The sequence below is a fragment of the Streptomyces sp. 7N604 genome, from assembly GCF_052245475.1.
In the GTDB taxonomy this organism is placed as follows: Bacteria; Actinomycetota; Actinomycetes; order Streptomycetales; family Streptomycetaceae; genus Streptomyces.
Map to the genome: position 1 here is coordinate 65,252 of NZ_JBQQBX010000002.1, position 23,376 is coordinate 88,627.

Annotated in this window: 17 protein-coding genes; 7 read left to right on the forward strand and 10 right to left on the reverse strand. The window is 69.3% G+C overall.

The genetic code is table 11. The features are described 5' to 3' along the window. Nucleotides 1-24: 24 nt before the first annotated feature. Entirely contained in the window at nt 25-1,233 is a 1,209-nt protein-coding gene (locus ACTWP8_RS02595) for a hypothetical protein (protein WP_443320510.1), read from the forward strand. Nucleotides 1,234-1,437: 204 nt separating this feature from the next. On the opposite strand, the gene hemE is transcribed toward ACTWP8_RS02595, so the two are convergent. Further along, the gene (gene hemE / locus ACTWP8_RS02600; RefSeq protein WP_443320511.1) at nt 1,438-2,511 is read right to left on the reverse strand and encodes a uroporphyrinogen decarboxylase; all 1,074 of its coding nucleotides are present in this window, start codon (nt 2,509-2,511) and stop codon (nt 1,438-1,440) included. A gap of 92 nt (nt 2,512-2,603) precedes the next feature. Between hemE and ACTWP8_RS02605 the strand changes: the two genes are divergently transcribed. The 5 genes from ACTWP8_RS02605 to ACTWP8_RS02625 all read left to right on the forward strand — a co-directional run bounded on the left by ACTWP8_RS02605 (nt 2,604) and on the right by ACTWP8_RS02625 (nt 9,429). Continuing rightward, nucleotides 2,604-3,254, forward strand: a complete 651-nt coding sequence (locus tag ACTWP8_RS02605; RefSeq protein WP_443320512.1) for a DUF3000 domain-containing protein — start codon at nt 2,604-2,606, stop codon at nt 3,252-3,254. A 388-nt stretch (nt 3,255-3,642) separates the two neighbouring features. Beyond that, entirely contained in the window at nt 3,643-4,305 is a 663-nt protein-coding gene (locus ACTWP8_RS02610; protein WP_360858984.1) for a response regulator transcription factor, read from the forward strand. A gap of 84 nt (nt 4,306-4,389) precedes the next feature. Next, nucleotides 4,390-5,685 carry an HRDC domain-containing protein gene (locus ACTWP8_RS02615; RefSeq protein ID WP_443320513.1) on the forward strand — a complete coding sequence of 432 codons (1,296 nt, stop codon included), beginning with the start codon at nt 4,390-4,392 and terminating at the stop codon, nt 5,683-5,685. Nucleotides 5,686-6,082: 397 nt separating this feature from the next. Beyond that, nucleotides 6,083-7,303, forward strand: coding sequence for a thiolase family protein (locus ACTWP8_RS02620; RefSeq protein ID WP_443320514.1), 1,221 nt, complete (start codon nt 6,083-6,085; stop codon nt 7,301-7,303). Further along, on the forward strand, nt 7,300-9,429 hold the full coding sequence (locus ACTWP8_RS02625; protein WP_443320515.1) for a 3-hydroxyacyl-CoA dehydrogenase NAD-binding domain-containing protein: 2,130 nt from the start codon (nt 7,300-7,302) through the stop codon (nt 9,427-9,429). The genes ACTWP8_RS02620 and ACTWP8_RS02625 overlap by 4 nt, the downstream gene beginning before the upstream one ends. A 104-nt stretch (nt 9,430-9,533) precedes the next feature. On the opposite strand, the gene ACTWP8_RS02630 is transcribed toward ACTWP8_RS02625, so the two are convergent. The 8 genes from ACTWP8_RS02630 to ACTWP8_RS02665 form a co-directional block, all read right to left on the reverse strand. Then, a complete protein-coding gene (locus ACTWP8_RS02630) occupies nt 9,534-11,039 on the reverse strand; it encodes an amino acid permease (RefSeq protein ID WP_443320516.1) in 1,506 nt (501 codons plus the stop codon). 182 nt (nt 11,040-11,221) lie between these two features. Next, complete coding sequence (gene dxs, locus ACTWP8_RS02635) at nt 11,222-13,156, reverse strand: 1-deoxy-D-xylulose-5-phosphate synthase (RefSeq protein ID WP_443320517.1); 1,935 nt, start codon at nt 13,154-13,156, stop codon at nt 11,222-11,224. A gap of 180 nt (nt 13,157-13,336) precedes the next feature. Next, nucleotides 13,337-14,605 carry a sugar ABC transporter permease gene (locus ACTWP8_RS02640; RefSeq protein WP_443320518.1) on the reverse strand — a complete coding sequence of 423 codons (1,269 nt, stop codon included), beginning with the start codon at nt 14,603-14,605 and terminating at the stop codon, nt 13,337-13,339. Next, entirely contained in the window at nt 14,602-15,390 is a 789-nt protein-coding gene (locus ACTWP8_RS02645; RefSeq protein ID WP_443314536.1) for an ATP-binding cassette domain-containing protein, read from the reverse strand. Before ACTWP8_RS02645 ends, ACTWP8_RS02640 begins: the two co-directional genes overlap by 4 nt. A gap of 237 nt (nt 15,391-15,627) precedes the next feature. After that, complete coding sequence (locus ACTWP8_RS02650; RefSeq protein WP_443320519.1) at nt 15,628-16,713, reverse strand: sugar ABC transporter substrate-binding protein; 1,086 nt, start codon at nt 16,711-16,713, stop codon at nt 15,628-15,630. A gap of 120 nt (nt 16,714-16,833) precedes the next feature. Further along, entirely contained in the window at nt 16,834-18,033 is a 1,200-nt protein-coding gene (locus tag ACTWP8_RS02655) for an ROK family transcriptional regulator (protein WP_443320705.1), read from the reverse strand. Nucleotides 18,034-18,238: 205 nt separating this feature from the next. Next, entirely contained in the window at nt 18,239-19,162 is a 924-nt protein-coding gene (locus ACTWP8_RS02660; protein WP_443320520.1) for a carbohydrate ABC transporter permease, read from the reverse strand. Further along, nucleotides 19,162-20,091, reverse strand: coding sequence for a carbohydrate ABC transporter permease (locus ACTWP8_RS02665; protein ID WP_443320521.1), 930 nt, complete (start codon nt 20,089-20,091; stop codon nt 19,162-19,164). The genes ACTWP8_RS02660 and ACTWP8_RS02665 overlap by 1 nt, the downstream gene beginning before the upstream one ends. Nucleotides 20,092-20,347: 256 nt before the next feature. On the opposite strand from ACTWP8_RS02665, the gene ACTWP8_RS02670 reads away from it, so the two are divergent. Then, nucleotides 20,348-21,550: an RNA-guided endonuclease InsQ/TnpB family protein gene (locus ACTWP8_RS02670; protein ID WP_443320522.1), complete on the forward strand. Its 1,203-nt coding sequence runs from the start codon at nt 20,348-20,350 to the stop codon at nt 21,548-21,550. A gap of 35 nt (nt 21,551-21,585) precedes the next feature. On the opposite strand, the gene ngcE is transcribed toward ACTWP8_RS02670, so the two are convergent. Next, nucleotides 21,586-23,034 carry an N-acetylglucosamine/diacetylchitobiose ABC transporter substrate-binding protein gene (gene ngcE / locus ACTWP8_RS02675; RefSeq protein ID WP_443320523.1) on the reverse strand — a complete coding sequence of 483 codons (1,449 nt, stop codon included), beginning with the start codon at nt 23,032-23,034 and terminating at the stop codon, nt 21,586-21,588. Nucleotides 23,035-23,376: the final 342 nt, after the last annotated feature.

The window sequence follows — 23,376 nt, forward strand, 5'->3', positions numbered from 1 at the left end:
GGGCTCTCGGTGATAATCGCCCACATGCCCGACACCCGGATACCGGCCGCGGCCCCACCGCGCACCCCGCGCCGCGACGCCTCTCTTCTCCGCGAGCGCGCCGCCGCCTCACTGCGCGCGGCCGCGCCCGCCCTGCTGGCGTACGCCTCGGTGCGGCTGCTCGGCCTCGTGATCCTGGGCACGGCGGCCGCGGCCGCCGGGAAGAGCCCGCACACACTGCTCAACGCGCGCTGGGACTCCCTCTGGTACGCGCGGATCGCGACGGAGGGCTACGGCTACGAGATCCGGCTGCCGGACGGCGACGTCCACTCCGACCTCGCCTTCTTCCCGCTGCTCCCGGCGCTGGAGCGGGGCATCTCCGAGATCACACCGCTGAGCGTGCCGGACGCGGGCCTGCTGGTCTCCTGGCTCGCCTCGCTCGTCGCCGCGTGGGGGATCTACGCGATCGGCGCCCGGCTGCACGGGCGGCGCGGGGGCGTGCTGCTCGCCGCGCTGTGGGGCGCGTACCCGACCGCGTTCGTGCAGTCGATGGCGTACACCGAGACGCTGTTCACGGCGCTGGCCGCGTGGGCGGTGTACGCGGTGCTGACCGGGCGCTGGGTCTGGGCGGGCGGCCTGGCCGTGCTCGCGGGGCTGACCCGGCCGTCCGCGGCCGCGATCGTGGCGGCGATCTGGATACCGGCGGCCGTCACCCTCATCCGCGAGTACCGCGCCGGTGCACGCGCGGGCGAACTGCTGCGCGGGCACGCGCGGATGCTGCTGGGCGTCGTCCTCGCGCCCCTGGGCTGGCTCGCGTACGTGCTGTACGTGGCCGTGCGCAACGGCAGCCTCTTCGCCTACTTCGAGGTGCAGGGAGGGTGGGGCAACGGCATCGACGGCGGCCGCGCGCTGGCGGGCTTCGTCTGGCAGAACCTCACGTCGAACGTCCTGGCCGGGCTCGGCCTGTGCGCGGCGCTCGCGCTCGTCTTCTGGCTGCTGTGGCTGTGCGTGCGGCAGCGGCAGCCGTTGCCGCTGGTGGTGTACACGGCGGCGGTGGTGGTCGTCTCGCTGGTGGGCGCGGGCTATTTCGGCTCCAGGCCGCGCCTGATGATGCCGGCGTTCCCGCTGCTGCTCCCCGCGGCGGTGGCTTTGCTGAGACCGCGCCCTGGGCGCACGGTGGCGATTCTGGCCGCAGCCGCGGTGGCCTCCGCCGCCTACGGCGCGATTACCCTGCTCGGCTCAGGCCCGCCATGAGCATGCCCGTTGTCGGGCATTCGTTCCGCAGGGCGATGGGGGTGCCCCCATGCCGTTCAGGCTATGGGGGAGGGTGGGCACAACGGGCCACCGGCGTGCAGCCGCGTACGAAACGGCAACCCCCGGCGGCCGGTTGCGCACCGTTGCCGGGTGCGGGCCGCTGTGCCCACCCGTGCCGCCCCAGCGGAACGACTGCCCACAACCTCAGTGGGAGGTCTCGGTGTGGACGAAGTCCACGAGGTGGGTCAGGGCGTCGGGGTCCGTCGTGGGCAGCACCCCGTGCCCGAGGTTGAAGACATGGCCCGGCAGGTCCCGCGCCGCGACCAGAACCTCACGCGCCTTGTCCTCCACCGCCCCCCGCGGAGCGAACAGCACCGCCGGGTCCAGGTTCCCCTGGAGCGCCTTCCCCGGCCCGACCCGCCGCGCCGCCTCGTCCATCGGCACGCGCCAGTCCACGCCCACCACGTCCGCCCCCGCCTCGCCCATCAGCCCGAGCAGCTCGCCCGTACCGACGCCGAAGTGGATGCGCGGCACCCCGTACCCGGCCACGGCGCCGAAGACCTTGGCCGAGGCGGGCAGCACCGAGCGCCGGTAGTCGGCCGGGGCGAGCGCGCCGACCCAGGAGTCGAAGAGCTGCACCGCCGAGGCGCCCGCCTCGATCTGCACCTTCAGGAAGGCGGCGGTGATGTCCGCGAGCCGGTCGAGCAGGTCGGCCCACAGCTCCGGGTCGCCGTACATGAGCGCCTTGGTGTGCTCGTGGTGGCGGGAGGGACCGCCCTCGACCAGATAGCTGGCGAGCGTGAACGGCGCGCCCGCGAAGCCGATGAGCGGGGTCGCGCCCAGCTCGCCGGTGAGCATGCCGACGGCCTCGGTCACGTACTTCACGTCGTCCGGCTCGAGCGCCCGCAGCCGCTCCAGGTCGGCGCGGGTACGGATCGGCTCCGCGACGACCGGCCCGACACCGGGCTTGATGTCGAGGTCGAGCCCGATGGCTTTGAGCGGTACGACGATGTCGCTGAAGTAGATGGCGGCGTCGACCTTGTGGCGGCGGACCGGCTGCAGCGTGATCTCGGTGACCAGGTCGGGGCGCATGCAGGACTCGAGCATGGGGATGCCCTCGCGCACCTTCAGGTACTCGGGCAGTGAGCGCCCGGCCTGCCTCATGAACCACACCGGCGTATGCGGCACAGGTTCCCCGCGGCACGCCTTCAGGAAGGCCGACTCCGCGGCTGCTGTGCTGGTCTGCTGCTGGCCCGTCGGGCGGTCGTTGGCACTCACGCCAAGAATCTTCGCATGCGGCGGGAAGACCGTGTGCGCACCCGGGTGTCCCTACCCGTCGGCGGCTCCGGTTCCGCCTAGTCTTCATGCTCATGGCTGCGGCTCAGGAACGAATCCCGGATGGCGCTGACGGCACCGGCAACACGGAAGAGGACGGCAATCCGCTCGCCTTCCGGCAGGCGGTCGAGGCGCTGCGCACCGCGCGGCTGCGGCCGGAGATGGAGATCGATCAGGCCCGCCCGCCGCAGCGGCTCGCCCCCTTCTCGTACGCGCTGGAGGCGGCCGTCGTCCAGAGCGGCAAGGACCTGGCCGACGGCCGGCTCGTCCTGCTGCACGACCCGGCCGGGCACGACGCCTGGAAGGGCACCTTCCGACTGGTGACCCTGGTGCGGGCCGAGCTGGAGCCGGAGATGGCGGCGGACCCGCTGTTGCCCGAGGTGTGCTGGTCGTGGCTGACCGGGGCGTTCGAGGCGCGCGGGGTGGCATACGGGGAACCGAGCGGGACGGTGACGCTGGCCGGCTCGCACTACTTCGGCGGCCTCGCGAACCGGGCGCCCGCGACGCAGATCGAGATCCGGGCCTCGTGGACGCCGCGCGAGGGTGCCGGGGGTGTGCCGGACGCGGGGGCGCACCTGGCCGCGTGGTGCGAGCTGCTGTGCCAGATCGGCGGGCTGCCGCCGGGCGGCGGTCCGGACGCCGCTGTGGTCTCACTCCCCCAGCGCCGCGGCCCCCACCCCCGCTGACCCCAGAGCCCCCACCGCCCGCCCCAGGCCCGGCGCACTGACCGACCTGGCCACCGGGCCTCACCCGCCCCCGCGGCCCCAGCACCGCGCTTCCGGACGGCGCGCCGGACCGTCCCACGCACGCGCCCCTCTTCAGGGCGGGTCATCTGGGCGGGTGCGTGGGAAAACCGCGCCAGAGTCCGGTGTTGCCGCGGCTCACGGCTGCGGGTCGGCGGATCATTGGTGATCGATCGCGCATCCGAATTGCCCGAATTGTTACTCACCAATCGTGATCATTTACTAAAGCTGCCCGGGTTTGCTGCCGAAGGAGTCTGTGACCCTTTCCCGCACGGATCGCCCCGACTTATCCCCAAGGTCGGCCCACGTCCGCACTCCCCCAGGAGGCCTGGTGTCCGTTCTCCTCGAGCAGCCTTCAAGCCTGGTCGCCTATCGCCCCAACAAACCGACGGCCATGGTCGTCGTCGCCGACCCCCGCGTCCGCTCCACCGTCACCCGCCATCTGTGGGCGCTCGGGGTGCGCGACGTCATCGAGGCGTCGTCGATCGCGGAGGCCCGTCCCCGAGTCGGGAACCCCCGCGACATCTGCGTCGCCGACGTCCACCTGCCCGACGGCTCCGGCCTGACCCTGCTGTCCGAAACCCGCGCCGCGGGCTGGCCGAACGGCCTCGCCCTGTCCGCCGCCGACGACATCGGCGCCGTACGGAACGCGCTGGCCGGCGGCGTCAAGGGCTATGTCGTCACCGGCACCCGTACCAACCTCGGCATCCCGGGCCGGCCGGGCGCGGCGCCGATCGGTGCGGCGGCCGCCCGTATGCACCGCCGCCCGCCGGGCGCCCCCGGACACCCGGGGGGATACCGCGAGCTGTCCGGCCGAGAGGTCGAGGTCCTGCGGCTGGTTGCGGAGGGCCAGTCCAACAAGGCCATCGGCGTCTCGATGGGACTGTCCGCGCTGACCGTCAAAAGCCACCTCGCCCGGATCGCACGCAAGCTCGGCACCGGAGACCGCGCCGGCATGGTGGCCGTCGCCCTCCGCACCGGGATCATTCACTGAAGCGCTGAGATTTACGAGATGACGGCGCCCGCCGACGGAACGTTCCGTCGGCGGGCGCCTCACGTCGGCGGATACTCTTGACTGGTGACCGACGCCCAAGAGACCGCAGCAGACCGCACACTGCGAACGCCCCGGGGAACTGCCACACCAGCAGTCGCCACCGCGGGCCCGGACCTCAAACCGGCGCCGGTCCCCTTGCTCGAGCCCCACGAGGGCATTCCGCCGGTGACCAGCACCTCCGCCGCACTCGCCGAGATCGTCACGGCCTTCGCCGCCGGATCCGGCCCCGTCGCCGTCGATGCCGAGCGCGCGTCCGGCTACCGCTACGGGCAGCGCGCGTATCTCGTACAGCTGCGCCGCGACGGCGCGGGCAGCGCCCTGATCGACCCGGTCGGCTGTCCCGACCTGTCCGCGCTGGGCACCGCGCTCGGCGACTCCGAGTGGGTGCTGCACGCCGCGACCCAGGACCTGCCGTGCCTGCGCGAGATAGGCATGACGCCGCAGCGGCTGTTCGACACCGAGCTCGCGGGGCGGCTGGCGGGGTTCGCGCGGGTCGGCCTCGGCGCCATGGTCGAGGGCGTCCTGGGCTACGCCCTGGAGAAGGGCCACTCCGCCGTGGACTGGTCCACCCGCCCGCTGCCCGAGCCGTGGCTGCGCTACGCCGCGCTGGACGTGGAGCTGCTCATCGACCTGCGGGACGCGCTGGAGGAGGAGCTGGACCGGCAGGGGAAGCTGGAGTGGGCCCACCAGGAGTTCGCGGCCATCGCCGCCGCGCCCCCGGCCCCGCCCCGCAAGGACCCGTGGCGCCGTACGTCCGGCATGCACAAGGTGCGGCGGCGCCGGCAGATGGCGGTCGTACGGGAGATGTGGACCGTACGGGACCGGATCGCGCAGCGCCGCGACGTCTCCCCGGGCAAGGTGCTGGGGGACGCGGCCATCGTCGAGGCCGCCCTCGCGATGCCGTCCAGCGCGCAGGCGCTCGCGATGCTGCCCGGCTTCGGCCACCGGATGGGACGCAGACAGCTCGAGCAGTGGCAGGCAGCCGTGGAACGGGCCCGGGAGCTCCCCGAGACGGAGCTGCCCCAGCCGGGCCAGCCGGTGACGGGACCGCCGCCGCCCCGCTCCTGGGCGGACAAGGACCCGGCCGCGGCGGCCAGGCTGTCGGCGGCGCGGGCGGGCGTGACGGAGCTGGCGGAGAGCCTGAACTTGCCGCAGGAGAACCTGATCACGCCGGATACGGTGCGGCGGCTGTGCTGGGAGCCGCCGGTGGAGCCGACGGTGGAGGCGGTTTCCGCCTTCCTCGCCGACCACGGTGCCCGCCCCTGGCAAATCGACCAGACGGCCCCTCTCCTGACGGAAGCCTTGACGGTCAGCGCGTAAACCCGCCACCGCTGTGGGCATTCGTTCCGCTGGGGCGGAACGGGTGGGCACAGCGGCCCGCAGACGGCGACGGCGCGCAGCCCGCCGCCGGGGTTCCCGCCTCGTACGCGGCTGCACGCCGGTGGCCGCATTGTGCCCACCCTCCCCCATAGCCTGAACGGCATGGGGGCACCCCCATCGCCCCGCGGAACGAATGCCCACAGCGGCAGCGGCGCACGTGTGATCTGCGACGCTCCGGGCGGCAGGGGTGGGCAGCATGGTTACCCACAAGTAGCATGAGGTGGAGAGCCGCCGCAGGAAGCCACGCCTCGCAGCCGTCGCGGGCAGCTCCGCACCGCGGAGCGGCCACCGCGGCGAGCGGCCCCGTGCCCCGCTTAAGCATCAGGAGGAGAGCCAAGTGCCTCGTACCGCTAGGGACGTCGTCTTCGTCGACGGCGTCCGCACCCCGTTCGGCAAGGCGGGCCCGAAGGGCATCTACCACGAGACCCGGGCCGACGACCTGATCGTCAAGTGCATCCGCGAGCTGCTGCGCCGTAACCCGGACCTGGACCCGGCCCGCATCGACGAGGTCGCCATCGCCGCGACCACGCAGATCGGTGACCAGGGCCTGACCCTCGGCCGTACCGCGGGCATCCTCGCCGGTCTCCCGCAGTCGGTCCCCGGCTACTCCATCGACCGCATGTGCGCCGGTGCGATGACCGCCGTCACGACCACCGCCGGCTCCGTCGCCTTCGGCGCGTACGACGTGGTCGTCGCGGGCGGTGTGGAGCACATGGGCCGCCACCCGATGGGCGAGGGTGTGGACCCCAACCCGCGCTTCGTGTCGGAGAAGCTGGTCGACGAGTCCGCCATGTTCATGGGCATGACGGCGGAGAACCTGCACGACCGCTTCCCGCACATCACCAAGCAGCGCGCCGACGAGTACGCGGTGCGCAGCCAGGAGAAGGCCGCCAAGGCGTACGCCAACGGCAAGATCCAGCAGGACCTGGTGCCGATCTCCGTGCGTCGTACGAACGCCGAGGCGGGCGAGATCGGTTGGGGCCTGGCCACCGCGGACGAGCCGATGCGCCCGGGCACCACGCTGGAGAGCCTGGCGAGCCTCAAGACCCCCTTCCGCGCGCACGGCCGGGTCACCGCGGGCAACGCGGCCGGTCTGAACGACGGTGCGACCGCCTCCCTCGTCGCCGCCGAGGACGTGGCCCAGGAGCTCGGCCTGCCGGTCAAGATGCGCCTGGTGTCGTACGCCTTCGCGGGCGTCGAGCCCGAGGTCATGGGCATCGGCCCGGTCCCGTCGACCCAGAAGGCCCTCGCCAAGGCCGGGCTCTCGATCGACGACATCGGCCTTTTCGAGATCAACGAGGCCTTCGCCGTCCAGGTGCTGGCCCTGCTCGACCACTACGGCATCGCCGACGACGACCCGCGCGTCAACCAGTACGGCGGCGCGATCGCGTTCGGCCACCCGCTCGCGTCCTCCGGCGTCCGGCTGATGACGCAGCTGGCCCGGCAGTTCGAGGAGCAGCCGCACGTCCGCTACGGCATCACCACCATGTGCGTCGGCTTCGGCATGGGCGGCACCGTGATCTGGGAGAACCCGCACTTCGAGGGGGCAGGCAAGTGACCACCACCGCCGAGCTGTTGAAGGGCGCCGCAGAGCTCTTCCCCGACGAGGTCGTGACGCAGGCGCACGTACGCCACCTCGACCTCCCGCAGGGTGCTGGGCGCTTCGCGCTCATCACGCTGGACAACGGCCTGGACCACACCAAGCCGACCACCTTCGGCCCGCAGTCGCTCGCCAACCTCAACACGGCGATCGACCAGGTCGAGAAGGAGGCCGCGGGCGGCGACATCGTCGGCGTCGGCATCACCGGCAAGCCGTTCATCTTCGCGGTCGGCGCCGACCTCAAGGGCGTCGAGTTGCTGAAGCGCCACGAGGACGCGCTCGCCATCGGCAAGGGCGGCCACGATGTCTTCAAGCGCCTGTCCACGCTCGCCGTGCCCACCTTCGCGTACTACAACGGCGCGGCGATGGGCGGCGGTGTCGAGGTCGGCCTGCACTGCAGCTACCGCACCGTGTCCAAGGCGCTCCCGGCCTTCTCGCTGCCCGAGGTCTTCCTCGGCCTCGTCCCGGGCTGGGGCGGCTGCACGGTCCTGCCGAACCTCATCGGCGCCGACCGCGCGGTCTCGGTCATCATCGAGAACTCGCTCAACCAGAACAAGCAGCTCAAGGGCAAGCAGGTCCACGAGCTGGGGATCGCCGACGCCATCTTCGAGGGCGCTGACTTCCTGGAGCAGTCCCTGATCTGGACCGCTTCGGTCCTCAAGGGCGACGTCGAGGTCGTACGCCCCGAGGTCGATCGCGGCGAGGCCTGGGACCAGGCCGTCGAGCGCGGCCGGCTCATCGCCGACGGCAAGGTGCACGGCGCGGCCCCGGCCGCCTACCGCGCGCTGGACATCATCGCGGCCGCCAAGAACGGCGACCTGCGCCAGGGCTTCGACGCCGAGGACCAGGCCCTCGCCGACCTCATCATGGGCGGCGAGCTGCGCAGCGGCATCTACGCCTTCAACCTCGTGCAGAAGCGCGGCAAGCGCCCGGCCGGCGCGCCGGACAAGAACCTGGCCCGCCCGGTCACCAAGGTCGGCGTCGTCGGCGCCGGTCTGATGGCCTCTCAGCTGGCGCTGCTCTTCGCGCGCCGCCTCGAGGTGCCGGTCGTGCTGACCGACATCGACCAGGAGCGCGTCGACAAGGGCGTCGGGTACGTCCACGAGGAGATCGACAAGCTGCTGCTCAAGGGCCGCGTCAGCCAGGACAAGGCCAACCGTCTCAAGGCGCTGGTGACCGGCACGCTCGACAAGGCCGCGGGCTTCGGCGACGCGGACTTCGTCATCGAGGCCGTCTTCGAGGAGATGGGCGTCAAGCAGAAGGTGTTCGCCGAGGTCGAGGCGGTCGTGCCGGAGCACGCCATCCTCGCCACCAACACCTCCTCGCTGTCGGTCACCGAGATGGCCTCGAAGCTCAAGCACCCCGAGCGGGTCGTCGGCTTCCACTTCTTCAACCCGGTCGCGGTCCTGCCCCTGCTGGAGATCGTCCGGGGCGAGAAGACCGACGACGCCTCGCTGGCCACGGCCTTCGGGGTCGCGAAGAAGCTGAAGAAGACCGCGGTCCTCTGCAAGGACGCCCCGGCCTTCGTGGTCAACCGGATCCTCACCCGCTTCATGGGCGAGATCCAGAACGTCATCGACGAGGGCACCCCGGTCGCGGTCGCGGAGAAGGCCGTCGAGCCGCTCGGCCTGCCGATGTCCCCGCTGGTGCTGCTGGAGCTGGTCGGCCCGGCCATCGGCCTGCACGTGTCGGAGACCCTGCACGGCGCGTTCCCGGACCGGTTCACCGTCTCCAAGAACCTGGCCGCCGTGGTCAAGGCCGGCAAGCGCGGCTTCTACGTCTACGACTCCGGGAAGCCGGAGCTGGACCCGGAGGTCGCCGCGCTGCTGGTCCAGGGCGACACCGTCCTCACCGAGGAGCAGGTGCGCGCCCGCGTGCTGGAGGCCGTCGCCCAGGAGATCGGCCTCATGCTGGACGAGGGTGTCGTCGCCGAAGCCCAGGACATCGACCTGTGCCTGATCACTGGCGCCGGCTGGCCCTTCCACCTGGGCGGCATCACACCGTACCTGGACCGCGAGGGCGTCTCGGAGCGAGTGAACGGCAAGAAGTTCCTGGAACCGGGCGTCGCCAGCGTCCCGGCGTAGGTCCCGGCGTAGCCCGGACCCTGTACAACGGGCGGCGCCCGCCCGCGGTTGACTCCGCGGGCGGGCGCCGTCGCGTTTCCCGGTGGCGTCCCTCCGGGCGCGCGCTACTGGTTCGGCGGGTGCATCCGGCTGTGCGACCGGCTGTAGAGGAAGTAGATGACGAAACCGGCGATCATCCACCCGCCGAACCGCACCCAGGTCTCGGCGGGCAGCTGAAGCATCAGCCACGTCGATGCGGCCACCGAGGCGATCGGCAGCCAGGGCACCCAGGGCGTACGGAAGGCACGGGGCAGATCGGGCCGGGTCCGGCGCAGGACGATCACACCGATGGCGACGAGGACGAACGCGAAGAGCGTGCCGATGTTCACCAGCGTCGCCAGCTCGGTGATGCTGGTGAACCCCGCGATGATGGCGATGACCACGCCGAGGAGGATCGTCGACCGGTACGGCGTGGCGTAATGCGGGTGCGTCCTGGAGAAGAACCTGGGGAGGAGCCCGTCGCGGCTCATCGCGAAGAACACCCGGGTCTGGCCGAGCAGCAGAATCATGCACACCGTGGTGAGGCCGACCGCGGCACCGAAGCTGATGGCGCCCGCGTACCACGGGTGACCGGTGTCCTTGAAGGCGTCGGCGAGCGGGGCGTCCACGCTCAGCCGCCGGTAGTTCTGCATGCCGGTCACCACGATCGACACGGCGACGTAGAGAACGGTGCAGATGAAGAGCGAGCCGAGGATGCCGCGCGGCATGTCGCGCTGCGGATTCCTGGTCTCCTCGGCGGTCGTCGCGACGATGTCGAAGCCGATGAAGGCGAAGAAGACCACGGCGGCGGCGGTGAAGATGCCCTGGACGCCGAAGGTCGTGGGCTCATAGCCGAACAGGTGCTGAATGAGCGGCGCGTCGAGACCGGAACCCTCGACCGTCCCCTCCGACTCCGGGATGAACGGGTCCCAGTTGTCGGCGACGATGAAGAAGGACCCCGCGATGATGACGATCAGCACCACGGTCACCTTGATCGCGACCACGATTGCCGTGAGGCGCGCCGACAGCTTCACACCGATGGTCAGGATCGCCGTCAGCAGGAGCACCAGCAGGAAGGCCAGGAGGTCGAACCCGAAGTCCTCCGCCACGTCGGGGCCCGACAGCGCATCGGGCAGATGCCAGCCTACGTTGTCCATCAGCGAACGCACATATCCGGACCAGCCGACGGCGACCACGGCGGTGCCGAGTGCGAACTCGAGAATCAGGTCCCAGCCGATGGTCCAGGCGATCAGCTCGCCGAGCGTGGCGTACGAGAAGGTGTACGCGGATCCGGCCACCGGCACCGTCGAGGCGAATTCGGCGTAGCAGATGGCCGCCAGGCCGCACACCACGCCGGCGGCGACGAAGGCGAGGGCCGTCGCGGGGCCCGCCGTGTTCCTGGCGACGGCTCCTGTCAGGACGAAGATGCCGGTGCCGATGATCGCGCCGACGCCGAAGACCGTGAGGTCGAAGGCGGACAGCGTTTTGCGCAGCCCGTGTTCCGGCTCCTCCGTGTCGAGGATGGACTGCTCCACCGACTTGGTCCGGAAGTAGCTTCCGGCGCTGCGGCTTTTCGGTTCCTGGATGCTCACCGTCGCACCTCCACGCGCGCACTCGTCCGGGCCATGCTTCTCGTACCCGTGGGGCAGGGGAGGGAGTACACCGTCGGGGACTACGGGAATCACCCGATGGGGTGGTGAGGGGTACAGCGCGCTGGGCCGGTCGGCGTACCCGTACGGGTTTCCGACCGGCCCAGGGGATGCTGCGGAAATCGTCAGTCGCGAGCGGCCTCGGCGGGTTCGTCCCCGGTCGGCTCGTCCTCGTACCGCCCGTCGAGCTTGGCGACCAGGCCGGTGACCTGGCGGGCGATGTCCGGCGCCGTCAGCCCGATATCGGCCATGACCTCCTTGCGGGAGGCGTGGTCGAGGAAGCGCGGCGGGATGCCGAAGTCGCGCAGCGGCACGTCCACACCGGCGTCGCGCAGCGCCTGGGCGACCGCGGATCCGACGCCTCCGGCACGGCCGTTGTCCTCGACGGTGACGACGACCCGGTGCTGCTCGGCGAATGCGGGCAGCTGCTCGTCGACCGGCTTGACCCAGCGCGGGTCGACGACGGTGGTGGAGATGCCCTGCCTGTCGAGCAGATCGGCGATCTCCAGGCACATGGGGGCCAGCGCGCCGACGGAGACCAGCAGGACGTCCGGACGGGTCGTGTCCTCGGACGGCTTGCGGAGCACGTCCATGCCGCCGATCCGGCCCAGCGCCTGGACGGCGGGTCCGACGGCGCCCTTGGAGTAGCGGACGACGGTCGGGGCATCGTCGACCTCGACGGCCTCGCGCAGCTGGGCGCGGAGCTGGTCGGCGTCGCGCGGCGCCGCGATCCGCAGCCCGGGCACGACCTGAAGGATCGACATGTCCCACATGCCGTTGTGGGAGGCGCCGTCGGTACCGGTGATCCCGGCCCGGTCCAGGACGAAGGTGACCCCGCACCTGTGCAGGGCCACATCCATCAGGACCTGGTCGAAGGCGCGGTTGAGGAAGGTCGCGTAGACGGCGACGACCGGGTGCAGGCCGCCGGTGGCCAGGCCCGCGGCCGAAACCGCCGCGTGCTGCTCCGCGATCCCCACGTCGTATACGCGCTCGGGGAAGGCCTTCGCGAACTTCTGCAGGCCGACGGGCTGCAGCATGGCCGCGGTGATGGCGACGATGTCCGCGCGCTCCTTGCCGAGTTTGACCATCTCCTCGCCGAACACCGAGGTCCAGTCGGCACCTGAGGCCGCGACCGGGAGGCCGGTGTCGGGGTGGATGACGGGCACGGCGTGGAAGCGGTCGGCCTCGTCCTGGGCGGCGGGCTGGTAGCCGCGGCCCTTCTCCGTCAGGCAGTGGACGATGACCGGGCCGCCGAAGCGCTTGGCGCGCTGCAGCGCCGACTCCAGGGCCTCGATGTCATGGCCGTCGATGGGGCCGACGTACTTCAGGCCGAGGTCCTCGAACATGCCCTGCGGGGCGATGAAGTCCTTCAGGCCCTTCTTGGCGCCGTGCAGCGTCTCGTACAGCGGCCTGCCGACGACCGGGGTCCGCTCGAGGATGTCCTTGCCGCGGGCCAGGAAGCGCTCGTAGCCGTCGGTGGTACGGAGGGTGGCGAGGTGGTTGGCCAGGCCGCCGATGGTGGGCGCGTAGGAGCGCTCGTTGTCGTTGACCACGATGACGAGCGGGCGGTCCTTGGCGTCGGCGATGTTGTTCAGCGCCTCCCAGGCCATGCCGCCGGTGAGGGCCCCGTCGCCGATGACCGCGACGACATGGTCGTCCTTCTCCAGCACCTGGTTGGCCTTGGCGAGGCCGTCGGCCCAGCCGAGGACGGTCGAGGCGTGGCTGTTCTCGATGACGTCGTGCTCGGACTCGGCGCGGGAGGGGTAGCCGGAGAGGCCGCCCTTGGTCCGGAGCCCGGAGAAGTCCTGACGGCCGGTGAGCAGTTTGTGGACGTAGCTCTGGTGCCCGGTGTCGAAGAGCACCTTGTCCTTCGGGGAGTCGAAGACGCGGTGCAGCGCGATGGTCAGTTCGACGACGCCCAGGTTGGGTCCGAGGTGACCGCCCGTCTTGGAGACCGCTTCGACCAGGAAGGCGCGGATCTCCGCGGCCAGCCGGTTCAGCTGCTCCGGGCCGAGCCGGTCCAGATCGCGCGGTCCCGTGATGCGGGTCAGCAACTCCACCCGTGCCTCCTTGCAGTCGAGCTGTGCCTGTCGTGCTCTGCCGGTCCGTCGAGTCTAATGTTCCGCCCGTGGCGGCATGGCACGGGCGGTGCGATCTACGTCACGCGGATGGACCAGGACGCGCGTGTGCCCGGCACCACGGGGATGCCGGGCACACGCGCGCGTGAAGCGGCCGGGTCGTCAGGTGCGGCCGGCCGACTTCTGGGTCCTGCGGGAGACCGAGTCGATCACGACCGCGGCGAGCAGCACCGCGCCGGTGATCATGAACTGGATCTCGCTGGCCATGCCGAGCAGGTTCAGGCCCTGCTGGATCGACTGGATGACCAGCATGCCGAGCAGCGCGGACCAGATCTTGCCGCGTCCGCCGAAGAGGCTGGTGCCGCCAATGACGGCCGCCGCGATCACGTTCATGAGTGTGTTGCCCGCCCCCAGGCTCTTGGTCGCGCCGCCGGAGAGGCTGGCGATGAACAGTCCGCCGATGGCCGCCAGGAGGCCCGCGATCACGAAGACGGTGATGCGGACCTTCTCCACATTGATACCGGCGCGGCGAGCGGCCTCGGCGTTGCCGCCGACCGCGAAGATCTGCCGGCCGTACGTGGTGCGGCGCACCACGAAGTCGCAGAAGACCAGCACCACCAGGAAGATCACCAGCGCCAGCGGGAGGCCGCGCGACTGGTTCAGCTCGTACGCCGCGACGAAGGCGAGGGCCGCGACAACGACCGTACGCAGCACGATCTCGCTGAGCGGGCGGCCCGGCAGCCCTGCGGACCGCCGGCGGCTGCTGTCGAGCATCATCGAGCCGAGATACGCGACGCACGCGACGAGAGCCAGGCCGTACGCGGCGGCGATGTCCTCGAAGTAGTAGTTCGTCAGCTGGTCGACGATGCTGCCGCTCGGCGTGTTGATGCTGCCTTCCTGGCCCATCAGCCAGATCTGCAGACCGCTCCAGCCGAGGAATCCGGCCAGCGTGACGACGAAGGCGGGCACGCCGACCTTGGCGAAGAAGAAGCCGTGGATGCCGCCGATGACCGCGCCTGCGGCGATGGCGACCAGCACCGCGAGGCTGTCACCCATGTGGTGGGTGACGCTGAGCACCGCCCAGATGGCGGCGCCTACACCGGCAACGGAGCCAACGGACAGGTCGATCTCGCCCAGCAGCAGCACGAAGACGATGCCGACGGCCATGATGCCCTGGCCCGCGACATAGATGCTGATGTTGCTGAGGCTGTCGGCGGACAGGAAACTCTCGTCCAGCGACTGGAAGATGACGCCGATGACGATCAGGCCGAGGACGACGGGGATCGAGCCGAGCTCACCGCCGCGCACCTTGCGCTTGAACTCGGTCAGGTAACCCCTGAGGCCCTGCTCGCGGACGAGGAGACGCGGGTCGACGGCGGGGATCGGGGCCGCGCTGTCGTCGATCACCTGCGGGGTCTTGGTGTCAGTCACTGTGCTGCCTCCGCGGTGCGCGCCTGACGGCGGGTCACGGCGTTGTCCGTGGCGCCGGTGATGGCGGCGATGATCTCTTCGTGGGAGGTGTCCCTGACGGGGAAGACACCGTTGTTGCGGCCGAGGCGCAGCACCGCGACCCGGTCCGCGACCGCCTTCACATCGGCCATGTTGTGGCTGATGAGGATGACGCCGAGGCCCCGCTCGCGCAGCCGCTCGACCAGGTCGAGGACCTGCGCGGTCTGCTCGACACCGAGGGCGGCGGTCGGCTCGTCGAGGATGACGACCTTGGGCTCGCCGATCAGGGCGCGGGCGATCGCGACGACCTGGCGCTGACCGCCGGAGAGGGACGCGATCGGGATGCGCACGCTGGGGATGCGGATCGCCAGGGTGTCGAGCAGCTCCTTGGCGCGCTTCTCCATCGCGACCTCGTCGATGACGCTCGCGCGGCGCACCTCGTTGCCGAGGAAGAGGTTGGCGACGACGTCGAGGTTGTCGCACAGGGCCAGGTCCTGGTACACGGTGGCGACGCCCAGGTCCTGGGCGTCGTGGGGCCGGTTGATGGCCACCGGCCTGCCTTGCCACTCGATGGCGCCCTCGTCGATCGGGTGCACGCCCGCGATCGTCTTGACGAGGGTGGACTTTCCGGCGCCGTTGTCGCCGACGAGGGCGACCACCTCGCCGGTGTGGATCTCCAGGTCGACATCGGTCAGCGCCTGGACGGCGCCGAACCGCTTGGAGACCCCGCGCAACGCCAGCACGGGCGTAGCGGACACGTGAATCATCTCCTTCGCCGCCTCACCGGCGGGGGGTTCCGCGCAGTTGAGAATGCGCGGGGCGGAGGGGGTACCCCCATGCCGTTCAGGCTATGGGGGAGCGTGAGCAAGAGGGGCTACGGGGATTGTCCGGCACCCGCCCCACCGGCGGGGGTGGAGGCGGGGCGGGTGCCGGACGGGCTTGCCGCCGTACGGCCAGTGGGCTTACGGCCAGGGGCCAACAGCCAGTGGACGTACGGCCACCGGCTACTGGACGCCGGCGTCCTTGCAGGCCTTGGCGAAGTCGGCCGTGCAGATCTGGTCGGCCGTGTAGACCTGGTCCTTGATGATCGTGTCCTTGATGTTCTCCTCGGTCACGATCTGCGCGTCGTAGAGCATGGCCGGGATGCCCTGCTTGCTCTTGCTGTCGACCTTCTCCTTGGTGATCGAGGCAATGTCCTCGCCGTTGAGGAGCTTGACCGCGATCTCCGCCGTGGTCTCGGCCTCCGGCTTGATGCCCTTGTAGATCGTGAAGGTCTGGGAGCCCGAGAGGATCCGCTGCAGACCGGCGAGTTCGGCGTCCTGGCCACCGACCGGAACGTCCTTGACACCGGCCGACTTCAGGGCGGTGATGATGCCGCCCGCCATGCCGTCGTTCGCGGAGTAGACGGCGTCGAAGCCGGTCTTGCCGAGAGAGGTGATCGCGGCGGCCATCTTCTTGTTGGCCTCGTCCGGCGACCAGTCCGGGATGTCCTGCTCGTAGACGACCTTCTTGACCTTGCCGTCGAGGACCTTGTGCGCACCGGACTTGAAGAGGCCGGCGTTGGGGTCGGTCGGCGAGCCGTTGATCATCACGACGCGGCTGTCGGCGGCCTTGTCGCCGAGCGCCTTGAGCACGCCCTCGCCCTGGAGCTGGCCGATCTTCTCGTTGTCGTAGGAGACGTAGGCGGAGATGTCACCCTCGGCCAGGCGGTCGTACGCCACGACCTTGACGCCCTTCTTGGCGGCCGAGTCGACCCACGACTTCGTCGCGGTGGCGTCCACCGCGTCCAGGATGATGACCTTGACGCCCTTGGTGATCAGGGCGTCGAACTGCTTCTTCTGGGTCTCGGTGTCCTGGTTGGCGTTGTTGTACGCGACGTCGCAGTCCTTGCAGAGCGACTTGATCTTCTTCTCCATGAACGGCCGGTCGAAGGTCTCGTACCGGGTCGTCTTGTTCTCCGGCAGGAGAAGACCGATCGTCTTGTTGTCGCTGTCACCACTGTCGCTGCCGGCCTTGCCACACGCGGCCATGGACAGGGCCATGGAGACCGCGGCCGTACCGATCACAACGCGACGCATCGTTGCGTTCATCTAGGAACCTCCCTGACGAGGCCGCGTCGTTGCGGCCGAGGTGGCTGGAAGTCAACTCGGCCGCCAGCTGAGCGTCAAGAAGTAAATCCTTAACGAGATGGCAACGGTGCCATTCGTTATCTAAGTGAAGGCGGGTGCCTGCGCCGACGGGGATCCATCCAAAAGGGACGAATCGCCCATTTCATTGAGTACGAGCGCGAGCGCGCCGAGCACTTCGGCACGGCCGCCGAGAGCCCCGGGAACGATGGACAACTGCCGTGCCGCGCTGGGGATCGCGTAACGCGCGACCGACTCCCGGATGGGCGCGAGCACCAGCTCTCCGGCCTCCGCGAGATCCCCGCCGAGCACCACCCGGCTGGGGTTGAGGAGGTTGCACAGATTGGCGACCCCGCTGCCGATGTGGCGGCCCACGTCGCCGACGACCCGGCGGCAGCCCGGATCGCCCTCCCGCGCGAGCTGCACCATGCGCTCCACGGTCAGATCCGGGCCGTGGCTGGAGCGCAGCAGCCCGAGGACGTAGCGGGCCGCCGTGAAGGTCTCCAGGCAGCCGCGGTTGCCGCAGCGGCACACCGGTCCCGACTCGTCGAGCGTGATGTGTCCGATCTCCCCGGCCGTGCCGCCGGGGCCCCGGTAGATCTGCCCGTTGATCACCAGACCGGCGCCGACACCGCTGGCGACCTTGATGTACGCGAGGTCCTTCACCCCCCGGCCACTCCCCCAGACCAGCTCGCCGAGGGCGCCCAGGTTGGCGTCGTTGTCGACGTGCACCGGCACGCCGAGCCGGCCCGTCAGCTCCTCGCGCGGGTTGGTGCCGGCCCAGCCGGGCAGGATCGCGCTGGAGCCGAGGGTGCCGGACTCGACGTCGATCGGCCCCGGTACGCCGAGCCCGATGCCGATGACCTTGCCCTGCCCGATGCCGGTCGCCGCGATCAGTCGGCTGACCAGGCTCTCCGCGCGGTCGAAACCCTGCGCCGCCGAGGCGTCCACGTCCAGCGGCTCGGCCTCTTCGGCGAGCACCTGGTGGGCCAGGTTCCCGACCGCGACCCTCAGGTGGGTATGGCCGAAATCCACGCCGACGACGATTCCGGCGTCCCCGCTGAGGGAGACGCTGCGCGCCCGCCTGCCGCCCGCCGATGTGGGCGTGACCTCGACCGTTCCACCGTCCTTGAGCTCGCGGACGATATTGGAGACCGTGGCGGCGGACAGCCCGGTGCTCCGGGCGATCTCCGCCTGAGTGAGCGAACCGGCCAGCCGCACCGCGCGGACGACCCGCTCCAGATTGGCCCGGTGCAGCGACGACTGCGATCCCGGAGTCTCCACCACGGTCTGATCACTCCCAGCTGGGGGCAGGACGGGGCCGCGACGCTGGGGACCCCGTCGTGTACAACATGTGAACTCTAAGATGAGCCCTCCAGGTTGTCTCCCGTCAAGACCTTGAGCGGCGGAGGCATCGAATGAGCGCCATCACACGTAGAAACTCGTACGGGCCCCGGACGCCGGCCCGTACGAGTTGTCGTGCACGCGCTTACTTCAGGGCGCCGGCCGTCAGGCCCGCGACCACCTGGCGCTGGAAGATGATGTACGCCGCCAGGACCGGCAGCATCGCCATCACCAGGCCGGCGAAGAGCCCCGACCAGTCGCCCTTGTAACCCTGGCTGACCGCGAGCTGGACCAGACCCTGCTGGAGGACCTTTTTGTCCGGGTCCGTATTGAGCACCGTCGGCAGCATGTACTGGTTCCACTGACCGAGGAAATTGAAGATCCCGACGCTGATCAGGCCGGGCTTGGCCATCGGCAGCATCACCTGGAAGAAGGTGCGGGTGTGCGAGGCGCCGTCCATGAACGCCGCCTCGGCCACCGATGTCGGCAGAGTCCGGAAGAAAGCGGTCATAAAGAACACCGTGAACGGCAGCGAATACGCGATGTAGACCAGGACGAGGCCGTGCAGCGTGTTCAGCAGGCCCATGTTGTTCATGACGTAGAACAACGGGACCAGCGCCAGAATGATCGGGAAGCTCATCCCGCCGATGAACAGGAAGTAGATGAAGCGATTCCCGGGGAATTCGAAGCGCGCCAGCACGTAGGCGGCCATCGAGCCGAGCACCATCGTGCCGATCAGCGAGCCACCCACCACCAGAATGGTGTTGAGGAAGTAGTCGCTCATGTGCGCCTGGGACCAGGCTCGCGACCAGTTTCCGAATTGCAGCGAGGAAGGCAGGCTCCACGGGGAAGTGAAGATCTCCCGGTCCGTTTTGAAGGAGGTCATCACCGCCCACAGCAGGGGCATGGCGACCATGAAGGCCCAGAGGACCAGCATCCCGTGCGAGAAGACGTTCAGGACCGTCCCCTCGCGGCCCTTCTCCCCCGGGCCGGCCGGAGCCGGCTTGGTCTTGTCCACCGGCGAGTGCTCGCCGCTGACGTCGGCGGGAGGAGTGTCGGTGGTCTTCATCAGTACTCCAGCCGCTCGCGCCGGCCCAGTCGCATCACGAGGGCCGCGAAAGCCAGCGTGATGACGAGCAGGGCCACACCGATGGTCGTTGCGTAGGCCGCCTGGCCGTCACGGAATGCCTTGACGTACACATACAGCGGCAGAACCGTCGTGGAGTAGTCGGGACCGCCGCCGTTGGGGCCCACGGTCATGATCTGCACGATCGCGAAGGACTCGGCGCCGAGCGCCAGAATTCCCATATAGACCCAGCCCGACTGCACGGTGTCCCAGAGCAGCGGCAGGGTGATCCTGAAGAACGTCGTGACACGGCTCGCACCGTCCAGCAGTGCCGCCTCGTAGAAGTCCTTGGGAATGGAGGACATTCCGGCGGAGAAGAGCACCACGAAGAATCCGACGGTGCACCAGACCAGGACCGCCATCACACACCAGAGGGCGAGGTCGGGGTCTCCGAGCCAGTCCGGCTGGACGCTGCCGAGCCCCACCGCCTCCAGCGCCGAGTTGAGCGCGCCGCTGTTGGGGTTGTACGCGAACCGGAAGAGCAGGGCGACGATCGCGATCGAGAGCACCTGCGGGAAGAAGTACACGATTTTGTAGAAGGACGAGCCGCGCACGCCGGCGATGGCGGCGCCTTTGCGGCGCCGCCCCCCGACGTTGATCATGAACGCGAAGAACAGCGCGAGGCTGAGCGTCACCAGCGGCAGCAACAGGACGAATATCACGCTGTGTTGCAACGACTTCCAGAAGACGTCGTCGTCCAGCATCCGCTCGAAGTTGCCGAAGCCCACCATCTTGAATTCCGGGCTCAGCCCCGTCCAGTCCGTGAACGAGTAGTAGATGGACTGGACGAACGGCCATATGACGAAAAGCACATAAATCGCCATAGGAGCCGCCAGGAAGCCCACGATGAACCGGTACTTACCGTGCTGCATGGTTACCGACCTCGATCTTCCGGCAGCTTCTGCCGCTGGTGCTGACGTGCGCTCACCGGGAACCTCCGAGGATGCCCTGGATCAAGCCGGGGTGGGAGTACCTCGCGCTTGCGGTGAGAAGCGTGCTCCTGCGGAGCAGGGCAGGGGAAGCTGAGTCGCTTCCAGGGCGATTCAGCGTTCGCCCGCCGTGGTGATAAGGCGGGCCACATCGTGTGAGAACTCTCAACTGTCATACCTCGCAGCTAGGTTGCTCACCATGACGACACCACAGTTGGCCGAGCACGGCGTGCACGCTCGGTACACATACCGGCTTCGCGTGTCGTCCACCGCCCAGGCCAAGTTGATGGCGGAGTGGGGGCGGTGCCGTTGGGTCTGGAACGAGTGCGTGGCGCGTTCGAAGAAGGCCCACCGCGAGGGGGAGAAGTGCGGCCCGGCGAAGCTGGACAAGATGCTGACCGAGGCCCGGCGGATCACGCCCTGGCTGCGCGAAGGCTCGTCGGTTCCTCAGCAGCAGATCATCCGGGACTTCGGCATGTCGCGCACCAAGGCCCTCAAGGACATCCGGGATCGCGTGCCGATCCGGCAGCGGGCCGGAATGCCCAAGCGGAAGAAGAAGGACAAGGCGGACCCGACGCTGAACTACACCCGGCGCGGGTTCCGCCTCAAGGCCGGTCGCCTGCACCTGGCGGGCGGAATCGTACTGACCATTGTCTGGTCGCGGGACCTGCCCACCGATCCCAGCTCGGTACGGGTGTACCGGGACAACCTCGGCCACTGGTACTGCTCGTTCGTCGTCCCCGCCCAGACCGAGCCCCTGCCCGAAACCGGCGCGGTCATCGGCATCGACTGGGGCGTGAAGGAGACCGCGACCACTACCAGCAACGACTACGATCTTCCCCATGCCGAGCACGGGCGGAAGGCCGCCAAGCGGCTGGCGCACTACCAACGGATGATGTCCCGCCGCGAACGCCCCAGGGGCAAAACCCAATCCAAGGGCTACCGACGGGCGCAGAAGCAGGCCGCGAAGCTGCACAAGAAGATCGCTAGGCAACGGCAGGACAACGGCCGCAAGTGGGCCAAGCGCATCGTCCGCGACCATGATGCGGTGGCAGTGGAGGACTTCCGGCCCAAGTTCCTCGCTAAGACGTCGATGGCGCGCAAAGCCGCGGACGCCGCCATTGGCGCGACCAAGGCGGCCTTGATCGAGATGGGCCGCAAGCACGAGCGCGACGTCCACCTGGTGCCCCCTGCGCACACCACCATGGATTGCGCACGGTGCGGAGCGAGAGCCAAGCACGCACTACCCCTTTCGGAACGTACCTACACCTGCACCGCGTGCGGAGCCGTGTCCCCCAGGGACAAGAACTCCGCCCGCGTGGTGCTGGTCCGGGCTGGTCTGAACCCGGCTGGTGCCGATCGCATAAGACTCGATCGTCAGCTTGGCAACCGAGCAGCGTGAGCCAGGAATCCCCTCCCCTTCAGGGAGGGGAGCATTCAATGGTGCTTGTAGTGCTTGATCGAGTCGTCCTTGGCCGCCTCGTCGGCGAAGCCCTGAATCTTCTTGATCGCCTCGGCGGGAGTGAGGCGGCCGGCCATCAGCTCGCCGAGGCCCGCGACACCGATCTTCTCCTTCTGCAGGGCCACGTACCAGTCCTGGAGACGGGGGTTGAGGATGTTCTCTCCCGCCTTGTCCAGGGCGGCGGTCGCGGAGGTGAGGCCGGGCGGCAGGGTCAGCCCGTCGGTGCCGCCGTTGAACGACGTCAGCGACGAGACCAGCTTGGTGAAGTTCTTCGACTGCGCCTCGCTGAGCATGATGCGCAGCTGCTCCATGGCGCCGTCGGGGTTCTTCGCCTTGGCGGGGACGATGAACGGCTCGCCGCCGGAGGCCCACAGCGTGCCGAAGGGCATCTTGTCCGAGCTGTCCAGACTGGACGGGGCCGCGACCCGCATCTCGAAGTCCTTCGGGGTGGTCTTGCTCGCCTCGTTCTCCACCCAGGAGCCGTTGGGGATGAAGAGCGCCTTGCCCTCGTTCCATGCGGTCTGGGACTCGATGTGGTCCAGGCCTGGGGTGCCCTTGAGGATGTAGCCCTTCTTGTAGAGCTCGTAGTACGCCTCGAAGGCCGCCTTGACCGCCGGGTGCTTCCAGGCGTTGGGCTCGAGGTTGTCGATCGCGTCGAGGACCTCGCGGCCGCCGATCTTGCCGATGAAGGGGTAGAGGCTGAAGGGGATGTAGTACGGGTGTTTGCCCGCGTATGTCCAGCCCGCAATGCCCTTTTTCTTGGCCTTCGCGCAGACCGTGAGCATGTCGTCCCAGGTCTCCGGGTACTCCGCGTCGAGCTTGTCGAGCGCGGTCTGCGAGTACCACACGCCGTACACGGTGTAGGCGTAGTAGAGGATCCAGACCGGCTTGCCGTCGAACTGGCCCATCTCGGCCACGCCCGGGCGCAGCGTGTCGCGCACCTTCTTGCTCGGGTCGTCGATGGACGGGGCGTCCAGCAGCGGGGTGAGGTCGGTCAGCTGGTCCTTGCCGACGAGGACGCCCATGTCCATCTGCTCGGCGCCGGAGTTGTCGATGAGGTCCGGCGGGGTGCCGCCGTTGAAGCGCGGCTGCAGGACGGACTGGATCTTCTGCGTGGCCGAGTGCTTGACCTTCGGGGCCTTCGGAAAGGCCTTGTTGTACTCCTTCTCGGCGTCCTTGGCGTACTGCTCGCCGAAGCCGCCGTCGAAGATGACGACCTCGAGAAGCGCCGTCTCGTTGACGCCCAGCGGGTTCTTGTCGCTCTTCTTGCCCTTTTCGACCTTGTTGTCACCGCCGCTGTCGCTGCTGGCACACGCGGACAGGAAGCTCATCGTCGGGACGGAGATCAGGCCGATTGCCGCGGAACGCTTGATCAGATCGCGACGGCCGAAACCGTCAGGGTTGTGGGCGGAGGTGGATCCCATGCTCAAGTCCTCGCCTTCTCCAGGACTCAGGCGGTGTGCCGGCTGCCCGAACGTCAACGCCTGAAGGCGAAGGGCCCCGCCACCGCGGTCATATTGAAGCTGGGTTCGTGCAGGGTGCAGCGGAACGGCTGGAATACCCGGCAGTTGATGCGCTTACGCCTCCCCACCGTCGCCCTCCGCTCCCCCCGGAGCCCGCAGCCGGTGCCAAACGGCTGGGGCGGACGCCGACAGGTATAGTCCACTTCCCGTGGGGCGGGCAAGATCGAATGCAGCATTCGTCGGCAGTCTTTCCCGAGTTGAGACCTCGGGGAAATGCGGCGGGACGCCCTCCGGATAAATCGG

What these genes read in the sequence shown, in the direction of transcription:
- ACTWP8_RS02645 (WP_443314536.1), bottom strand. Translation starts at nt 15,390, where the DNA reads ATGATTCACGTGTCCGCTACGCCCGTGCTGGCGTTGCGCGGGGTCTCC.
- ngcE (WP_443320523.1), bottom strand. Translation starts at nt 23,034, where the DNA reads ATGGGATCCACCTCCGCCCACAACCCTGACGGTTTCGGCCGTCGCGAT.
- ACTWP8_RS02605 (WP_443320512.1), top strand. Translation starts at nt 2,604, where the DNA reads ATGGCTGCGGCTCAGGAACGAATCCCGGATGGCGCTGACGGCACCGGC.
- ACTWP8_RS02650 (WP_443320519.1), bottom strand. Translation starts at nt 16,713, where the DNA reads ATGAACGCAACGATGCGTCGCGTTGTGATCGGTACGGCCGCGGTCTCC.
- ACTWP8_RS02665 (WP_443320521.1), bottom strand. Translation starts at nt 20,091, where the DNA reads ATGCAGCACGGTAAGTACCGGTTCATCGTGGGCTTCCTGGCGGCTCCT.
- ACTWP8_RS02670 (WP_443320522.1), top strand. Translation starts at nt 20,348, where the DNA reads ATGACGACACCACAGTTGGCCGAGCACGGCGTGCACGCTCGGTACACA.
- ACTWP8_RS02660 (WP_443320520.1), bottom strand. Translation starts at nt 19,162, where the DNA reads ATGAAGACCACCGACACTCCTCCCGCCGACGTCAGCGGCGAGCACTCG.
- ACTWP8_RS02595 (WP_443320510.1), top strand. Translation starts at nt 25, where the DNA reads ATGCCCGACACCCGGATACCGGCCGCGGCCCCACCGCGCACCCCGCGC.